The organism is Clostridioides sp. ZZV14-6387 (assembly GCF_020657835.1).
GTDB lineage: Bacteria > Bacillota > Clostridia > Peptostreptococcales > Peptostreptococcaceae > Clostridioides > Clostridioides difficile_A.
This window is the reverse complement of record NZ_JAGWCW010000056.1, coordinates 1-6,622: the sequence shown is the minus strand read 5'-3', so window position 1 is coordinate 6,622 and position 6,622 is coordinate 1. Positions and strand designations below refer to the sequence as shown.

Here is a 6,622-nt window from a genome sequence, read left to right as displayed (position 1 = left end):
GATTCATTTCTGTATATATTTGTTGGTATCATTTTTTCATTCTCCTTAATTTTTAATTTGTTTTAGATTGTTTAAAGACTAGAGAAACAAATTTTAATATAAATCTGTTTCAGGGAAACTAAAAAAAACTCCTTGATAGTATAGGTTTTTTTCACTAAAAATTTAATGACTTTATGTACTTTAAACGGTTGATATTACTTAATTAGGCATGTATTTGTTAGGTACACTTTTTTAGTGTACTTTTATATACTTACTTATAATAATTGGTTTAAAATTTAATTTAACTAAGATTTCATTTAATAAAGCTAAATTTCCAATCATACATGTTTGTTTTTCTTGCATTCTTTTTAATGCTAACTTTTTAATATTATATCTCTGATTTTTATTTTTTATAAGATTACTACGATTTATCACTTGTTCAATTATTAAATAGTCAAAGCTACTATTTGCATCAACACTTGAAAAAAAATTTTTAAATGGTTGCTTATAACTTTTAAAGCTATTTAATATTTTCAAATTATCTTTTACCATTTGTTCTAAAACATTTTCAATTCTATTGTAAATATCATCACAGAAAGCTTTATAAAATCCTTTTTCTATCCATTCAAAATCATTTAAAATATCTTTTACAAAATTAGTACCTATTAACTCTACAATCTTATCTTCTTGCAGTATTTTATACTCTAGCCTTGCCGTATCATTACTAAGAACTAAATTACATTCTTTGTTCTTTTCATAGATTTTAAATTCAATTAACTTATTTCCAGAGTATATACCATTAAAAAAATCGTCATGGTGAAAAGGAAATTTCTTTTTATATTTTTTTAAAACCTTAAACAAAAGAAAGTTAAAAGGTATTTCGTACTCTCTCATTTTTTTATTAAGAGGAATATTTATATTAATTTCAATTGCTTTCATTCTAGCATCTTCAAAACTAACTAAAATTCCATATTTATTTTTCAATTTATTTTTTATAATTTCAATTACTTGAACTAACTGGCTTGAACTTATGATAGGATTAAAATTAATTCCTTGATTTAGAATTGAACTTGGATTGAATTCTATTTTTTCATAATTAACTAATTTATTTATATCTCCTTTAATTGCAACTACACCAAATTCAAAATTGAATATTTCATCATGAATTCTAATTTTTCCAACTCTTTTATATCCAGTATTTGTTTTAACATTACGCTTGTATACTTGTCCACCTGAAATACTAACATTGCTTAGATTTAAAAGATTACTTAAATTATTTATTTGTATAATATTTATATTTTTCCATGTCTGCTTGTCCAGTCCAACACGATAAAAAACTAATTCTTCCATCTGCTCCACCTCTAACTCTTATTAGATACAAATTTAAATACTACTCGCAGTTCCAAAAGTTTCTGCGATATTTGCATTTTCTGCTCCAAACAAATATTACTTAAATTAAAGTTTCTTGGTGCTATAATTTCTATTGCTTCTCCTTCATCTACTTGTAACTTGTTTAATTTCTCCAATAGTTCCATACAAATCTTGTCCTTATCATTTACATTACTAAGATATATCCTAATTTTTTGTTTCAGCATCTTTTTCTACACCTCCTGTTATTTCATCATCTGATAATAAATAGTTAGGACTTATGTTGTATAAATCACATAACATTCTTATATCTTGTATACTCCATTCTCGTGTTCCCTTTTCTTTTCTATATACAGTGTAACTAGATAAATAGCCTAATTTTTGTGCTATTTCTCTTTGACTGTACTTATTCTCTATTCTTAGAGTTTTTAGTTTTTCATTTATCATTTTTATCACTCCTATGATTTATCTTATATATGTATTACTAGTCCTATATGGTTTAAACACATATGTATTTAATATATTCATCAGATTATTTATATTCCAAATTATATACAAAAAAAAGATAGAGTATTAAACTCTACCTTTTATCTTAACTATTCAGATTCTTTTTTACTTGCTTCGTATGCTTCAATTTCTTCAAGAGTCATTGGTGCTGATTTCCATAATACTGTTTTTAATGGCTTTCTATGTGATTCTGCAAGTTGTTTCCTAAACTTCTCCCTTCTAACAGCTTCATCTAATGCCTCACCAGCTTTCTCCGAACCAATACATGTGTCATCATTAGGGTCATTCTTAGTAGTGTGTAAATTATTCTTTTGCCTATTCTTCTTCCTCTTCTCTTTTTCTACATCATCCTGAATTATTTCTCCATTAGTATCAAGTACAATATCTACATTGTTATTTACTCTTATCATAGCATCTTGTAGCTTTTTATTTTCTTCCATATTTTAACCTCCTATATATTAAACTCTGTATCTATCATTAATTTTAACAATTCTACTTGCAATTTAACAGTTAATATAATAATCTTCGGTTTTAGATTCGAACAGAGTTTGCCCTTGATAAAAAAAACAAGGCAAACTCTGAAATAATCTTTCGGATTCCTTCAATCTCAAGGTTATCTCACTAACGCTATGTCATAAAGCTTCTATCCCATGGTGTAGACTCATGGTTTTATCAAAGCCTTGCCTGTTGCAATTTCAACTACATTTGAAAATTCAACTTCGCACATATTCAAGAACCATTTTGTTAATTGTAGTTATCCCTGAATATTTCTACCCCCCGTCACCTCTTATTTTTTACTTGGGCTTGGCACACTTTACCCAATTACTACAACAATATAAGATAGCGTGCTTATATGTCGCAGAGTCAATTTTCTAGCATTGGCTTGACCACACCTTCGTTTTATACTTGTATCGGCATCAAGTTTATTGCATTAAAAAAGACTTGTCCAACAACATTGAACAAGTCTATAAATTTCATCTCTTTAATATCATATCTTGATTTTATATATTTTATCTTTTATAATTAATATATAAAAAATTAGATACTTACTATTGAAAAGTGTTCGCCAAAACATTTTTCTTTAGTTCTAAAAAAAGATTACTTGTTTACATCTATTATTGCTCAATAGTTGTATTAATTCCCGTTAAGGTCGCCAAACCCTACCGGAAACTATGTAGTCTTTTTTGCTATTCAATTTTTTAATTTTTTGTACGTATGTAACTATACTTTATATTATAAATCTAGTTACTAAATTTTACTAGTATTTTTTAAGCTGCTGAATTTTTTTTTAATTTTATTTGTATTTTATATCCAAATAAAAATATTTTTATGTTTACGTCTATCATATTATCACCCCCTTTCCGTAAAATTTATTTAGTTTCGCCTCCTTTCCATAAAATTTCCTTTCAGTAATATACTTTTTTTATAATTTTTATTTTCCCGAAAATTTTTGAAGTTTTTGTATTAATTTTTTTTTTGATAGCGTAATTAATTTATTTTTTCAACTTAAATTCCCCCTTTTTGTAAAATTTGTTTAACATACTTTTTTTATAATTTTTATCTTTTCAAAATTTTTTTGTTTTTGTATTAAAATTTTTTTAAAAAGATATTTAATATAGATAAAATAAAATATATTTATAACTTTTTTTTGCTTCATATACAAAAAAAAGACTAGAATTTAATCCAATCTTTTTATATACATCATTAGTATCTTATATTTATATATCTATATATGTTTTATATCTATACTTATATATTTTATATTTATATATATATCTATATATATTTCTATATATTTCTATATATATTTTATATTCATCTATATATATCTCTCTACATACTTATATCCTTTTATATGTCTTTTATAAACATAAAAAAAGACTAGTATTCTTCTAGTCTTGATGATTATTTTCATATTTTTTTACCATATCATAGAATGTACTTTTCTTAAGATTTAATTCTACCATTGCCACTTTTGCTGTAATTTCCTTATTCTTCCACTTATTATATATTTCGAGCCAGTTACTTGGATATGATATTTTTGGACGTCCTATACCTTTTCCACCATTTTTTGCTTTCAGCATATTTATTCCTTCCTGTTGTCTCTGTCTTATTTTCAATCTCTCTTTTTCACTCATATACGCTAATAACTCAAAGACAATATTGCTAATGAGATTTTTTTCTAAATCATTTTTATTGGCAGTATTTAAGATTGGAGTATCCAAAACAATTATATCCACTCCCATTTTAATTAATTCTTGCCATTCACTTTTAACCATATTCATATTCCTACCCAAACGGTCAAGTTCTTTTATAACTAAAATATCACCACTTCGTAAAATTGTATTTTTTAATGTTATGTATGATGGTCTATCAAAATTCTTCCCACTCATTTTATCTACTAGAATATTTCTATTTTCTACACCATATGATTCTAATGCTTTTACTTGTCTATCTGTATTTTGGTCTTTACTTGAAACTCTTACATAACCATAAACTCTATTTTCTCCCATTCCCTACACCATCCTTTTATTTATAATATAATTATACCACATTAGTCCAAAATGGTCTATATAATTTACAGACATATCCAAATATATTTTTGCAACCTTATTGGACATATTTCGGTATGGTTTTCACGCGTCCGTAAAGGTACACCTTATTGGACATAATTATATGCCAAAATGGCATATATGAGAAATATTTTTTTGTATATATATATTTCAAATTTTAAAATCCACCAAGACCACCTACTCAACTCAATTTAAAAACCAAAACCTAGAATGTTAGGCCCAGGGGTCTTAAGTAAGAGATTTGCAAACACTAGGTTTCAGCTTTTCACAAACCAAAAGTTTCCTGATAGGAAACTTTTTGAATTGCATTAAATTATTGCATAATTAAGATAATTCTTGACTAATTCAAAATTGCATCTATAACAAAACCACCTAGTTAATTCAATATAAAACTTAAAAGTGAGAATTGGAGGTCCAGGGGTACTTTAGTTGTTAGACACAATAAATATTTCCTTTTATCTGTTTTTATAAAATGCTATAAATTTCTTTATCACTACCTACTCTAGCACTCAGAACATTGCAATTACTAACTTCTTCAAATATAAGATTCATTAATATATATTCATATATTTAAATATTTTACTATTCAAATATTCTTATATAAACATATATACTTATATGCAATAAAAAATAATGTACCTATATTAATTTTATATAAGTACATTATCTAAATTAAAATATATCTTTCAGTTTCTCAATCTCTCTAGTATGCTTTTCTTCTAACTTGCTTATTAAATCAGAAGGTTTTTGCTTATTAGCATATTCTTCTAATACATTATTAATTAAATCTTTAAAAGATATATTATTAGCATTACATATATAATCTAGCTTTTTTTTAAGCTTATTGCTTATTTTAACGTTTATTTGTTCTTCTTCTGCTATTATTTCAGCTTCTTTATTAGCATTTTTATCTATTTTATTAACCTTTTTTTGCATATCTTTTGTATAAAAATACCTGTTATTATTGCTTATTATTTCATTATTTTCTACTTTTTCTATTAAATATTCTTTTACTACTTTTCTGTTATATTTATACTTTTCAGCAAACTCTTCTTTTTTAATTTTATTATTATTATAACTCTTACATAAATCTTTCAAATCAAATTTATCTAGTTCAATTCTTATCTCATCCATATGTACATACCCCCTCGAATTGCTTATATTTACTTATATTATAGCATATCTATTATCATATACTTATAGTAATATAGATACATTTATACTATTATGCAAATAAAAAAGCTTATACAATCAAGTATAAGCTTATATCAATATTTTAATATATATATAGTTGTATAGTTATCTTTTAAAATTATTTCTTATATTTCTTCGTGCATTTGAAGCTAGTTCTAAAGATGCAAATTGTTCTGCTAGTCCTATATTACTAGTTTGATATGGTTGCTTGTATAATGGAATATGGCTCTGTATTTGGCTTTCTTGCAACATTTTATTTAGGTCGTATTGAGTAGTATTAGTATAATTAATATCTTCATTAAATCTATTTTTTCTAGCTTCGTATAAGACTTGTTTCCCTTCTCCTATCAAATTAGCTGGTGTACTTAATGCCTTATGTACTCCATTTAGCATTGCTTTATCCATCTTATTTATTAAGTCATATCTAAAATTCAAAGAAGGAAGTTGAACCATTTCCCTGACTAAATTTCTTCCTGTTCTAGCTAAAGAACCAGTTAGTATTTTTCCTAATTCTGTTTTAACACTCATTATTTTTCACCTTCTATATTTTTTGGATTAAATGTAACTATGCACAAATTATCTTCAACTTCTATTTCTGTATCTGCTAATTTAAGTGTATTTGGAATATATTCAACTTCTACATTTGAACAATTATTAGATACAAATTTAAGTAGAGAAGTTGGAATAACTGTAATAATAGTTGTATTTATATTTATAAATGCTTCCATATTCAACTTCCTAATAACTGTTCTAAGGCTTCCTGTATAATTAGATACATTTACATATATACTCTGTTTATAATTGTTTGTATTGCTTATTTTTTTTATGTCTTTTATTTGCTTAACTTCTATAACTTTATCAAACCTGTAAAATTGATTCAGGATGTAAAATAGTATTTCAGTCATATCTACACATTCAATATTAGATTCATTTCTGTATATATTTGTTGGTATCATTTTTTCATTCTCCTTAATTTTTAATTTGTTTTAGATTGTTTAAAG

General features: G+C 25.1%; 8 protein-coding genes. All 8 read right to left on the bottom strand.

The window, feature by feature from the left end; translation table 11 throughout:
* Positions 1–231: 231 nt before the first annotated feature.
* Complete coding sequence (locus tag KGF38_RS19810; protein WP_227832690.1) at positions 232–1,329, bottom strand: hypothetical protein; 1,098 nt, start codon at positions 1,327–1,329, stop codon at positions 232–234.
* An 11-nt stretch (positions 1,330–1,340) separates the two neighbouring features.
* Complete coding sequence (locus tag KGF38_RS19805) at positions 1,341–1,574, bottom strand: hypothetical protein (protein WP_227832689.1); 234 nt, start codon at positions 1,572–1,574, stop codon at positions 1,341–1,343.
* On the bottom strand, positions 1,555–1,794 hold the full coding sequence (locus KGF38_RS19800; RefSeq protein WP_227832688.1) for a helix-turn-helix domain-containing protein: 240 nt from the start codon (positions 1,792–1,794) through the stop codon (positions 1,555–1,557). Before KGF38_RS19800 ends, KGF38_RS19805 begins: the two co-directional genes overlap by 20 nt.
* Positions 1,795–1,943: 149 nt before the next feature.
* Positions 1,944–2,294: a hypothetical protein gene (locus tag KGF38_RS19795; protein ID WP_227832687.1), complete on the bottom strand. Its 351-nt coding sequence runs from the start codon at positions 2,292–2,294 to the stop codon at positions 1,944–1,946.
* 1,452 nt (positions 2,295–3,746) lie between these two features.
* Positions 3,747–4,367, bottom strand: coding sequence for a recombinase family protein (locus KGF38_RS19790; protein WP_227832686.1), 621 nt, complete (start codon positions 4,365–4,367; stop codon positions 3,747–3,749).
* 732 nt (positions 4,368–5,099) lie between these two features.
* Complete coding sequence (locus tag KGF38_RS19785; protein WP_227832685.1) at positions 5,100–5,561, bottom strand: hypothetical protein; 462 nt, start codon at positions 5,559–5,561, stop codon at positions 5,100–5,102.
* 165 nt (positions 5,562–5,726) lie between these two features.
* Complete coding sequence (locus tag KGF38_RS19780) at positions 5,727–6,149, bottom strand: hypothetical protein (RefSeq protein ID WP_227832684.1); 423 nt, start codon at positions 6,147–6,149, stop codon at positions 5,727–5,729.
* Complete coding sequence (locus KGF38_RS19775; protein WP_227832683.1) at positions 6,149–6,577, bottom strand: hypothetical protein; 429 nt, start codon at positions 6,575–6,577, stop codon at positions 6,149–6,151. Before KGF38_RS19775 ends, KGF38_RS19780 begins: the two co-directional genes overlap by 1 nt.
* Between the last annotated feature and the right edge of the window lie 45 nt (positions 6,578–6,622).

Coding starts and splice junctions, on each gene's coding strand:
- KGF38_RS19780 (WP_227832684.1), bottom strand. CDS start 6,149: ATGAGTGTTAAAACAGAATTAGGAAAAATACTAACTGGTTCTTTAGCT.
- KGF38_RS19795 (WP_227832687.1), bottom strand. CDS start 2,294: ATGGAAGAAAATAAAAAGCTACAAGATGCTATGATAAGAGTAAATAAC.
- KGF38_RS19790 (WP_227832686.1), bottom strand. CDS start 4,367: ATGGGAGAAAATAGAGTTTATGGTTATGTAAGAGTTTCAAGTAAAGAC.
- KGF38_RS19785 (WP_227832685.1), bottom strand. CDS start 5,561: ATGGATGAGATAAGAATTGAACTAGATAAATTTGATTTGAAAGATTTA.
- KGF38_RS19800 (WP_227832688.1), bottom strand. CDS start 1,794: ATGATAAATGAAAAACTAAAAACTCTAAGAATAGAGAATAAGTACAGT.
- KGF38_RS19805 (WP_227832689.1), bottom strand. CDS start 1,574: ATGCTGAAACAAAAAATTAGGATATATCTTAGTAATGTAAATGATAAG.
- KGF38_RS19775 (WP_227832683.1), bottom strand. CDS start 6,577: ATGATACCAACAAATATATACAGAAATGAATCTAATATTGAATGTGTA.
- KGF38_RS19810 (WP_227832690.1), bottom strand. CDS start 1,329: ATGGAAGAATTAGTTTTTTATCGTGTTGGACTGGACAAGCAGACATGG.